Origin of the sequence: Hoeflea sp. BAL378, assembly GCF_000759435.1 — a bacterium.
Classification (GTDB): domain Bacteria; phylum Pseudomonadota; class Alphaproteobacteria; order Rhizobiales; family Rhizobiaceae; genus Hoeflea.
This window is the reverse complement of sequence record NZ_JRJG01000222.1, coordinates 1-1,456: the sequence shown is the minus strand read 5'-3', so window position 1 is coordinate 1,456 and position 1,456 is coordinate 1. Positions and strand designations below refer to the sequence as shown.

General features: G+C 67.4%; 1 protein-coding gene. It reads left to right on the top strand.

Annotated elements, in window-relative coordinates; all coding sequences use genetic code 11:
- Positions 1-170: 170 nt before the first annotated feature.
- Positions 171-1,184 (top strand): DUF4424 domain-containing protein, encoded by a 1,014-nt coding sequence (locus LL06_RS25420; RefSeq protein ID WP_035533688.1) that lies wholly within the window; start codon positions 171-173, stop codon positions 1,182-1,184.
- Positions 1,185-1,456: the final 272 nt, after the last annotated feature.

The window sequence follows — 1,456 nt, the reverse complement described above, 5'->3', positions numbered from 1 at the left end:
TTTTCCTGGCGCGACCGCGGCGAGGCGGGTGAAAGGGTCAAGCCGATGCAGGTCTGGAGCAAGGCGCTGTGAGGCGGGCGCCGCGTGGCGGGCCCGCCGCCCCGCGAATTCTGTTGCGCAATGCCGCGGCGGCTGATTACGTCGGGCAAGCCGTAATCAGGGGGACCGCCATGTTATCGACGACGCGCGCTGCAACTGCCATCCTGATGCTGCTGTGGGCGGCGCCGGCGGCGACGGCCAATGACACCACCGCCGAACTCAAGACCGGCGGGCTGGTGTTCGTGCAGACCGACGCGATCTCCATGGTGGAGGAGAAGCTCTACATCTCGCCCACCGAGGTGCGGGTCGAGTACCGGTTCCGCAACACCACCGACGCCGATGTAGAGGCGCTGGTGGCCTTCCCGGTTCCCGACATCGCAAGCGGCTACGAGATGGTGGCCCTCGACCCGAACGCGGGCGACAATTTCCTCGGCTTCGAAGCAAGCCAGGACGGACGGCCGATCAGGGCGGAGCTGCAGCAGCAGGCCCTGGTCCACGAGGTCGACCTGACCGCGGAGCTCAAGGCGGAAGACATCCCGCTGATGCCGGGTGCCGAGGCGACCGCCGTGGCGCTGTCCAGGCTCGGTCCCGAGGCGGTCGGGCGGCTGAGGGGGCTCGGCCTCGTCGGCGTCGAGCAGTGGGACGACGGCAGCGGCATGAAGGACCACATCGTGCCGCAATGGACGCTGAAATCGGTCTACTGGTGGAAGACCGTCTATCCGGCCAACAGCGAGGTGACCGTCAAGCACCGCTACGCCACCAGTGTCGGCGGCACGGTCGACGTCACCTATCTCGACGAGAACGGCGAGCCGCGCGGCGAGCGCTTCGCGGAGTACCGGAAGCGGTACTGTCTCGACGACGCCATGGTGCGGATCGCGCAGAAGACCCGCAAGGCGCAGATGGAGACGGGAACCCAGCTCTATGTCGAGAACTGGATCTCCTACATCCTGATGACCGGCAACAACTGGGCCGGCCCGATCGGGTCGTTCACGCTGACCGTCGACAAGGGCGATCCGAAAAACGTGGTCAGCTTCTGCGGCGAAGGCGTCACCAAGACCGGACCCACGACCTTCGAGATGAAGAAGACCGATTTCTATCCCGAGCGCGACCTCGAGATCCTGCTCCTGGTCCCGGCCGGCTTCTGACGCCCGCCCGCGGGCCAAAGGCGCGCAGCGGCGGGATTTAACGAAAGACCTCGTGAAAACAACGGGCCGCGGCGGCGGCGCGCTGCCGTGCCTGTCCGCGGGCGCGCGGCCGCGGCGTCGCGCGGCGAGGGTGCGGCCGCCGCTCCGACAAGCTGAACGCAGAATGAACGGGCGGTTCCAATTCGGTTCAGGCGGGGCGGACTAGTGTGGGATCAATCGAACGGGACACCGGTCGGGACAAGGATCACCAGCCGCGGCGCGTCAGCCGCCCT

Coding starts and splice junctions, on each gene's coding strand:
- LL06_RS25420 (WP_035533688.1), top strand. CDS start 171: ATGTTATCGACGACGCGCGCTGCAACTGCCATCCTGATGCTGCTGTGG.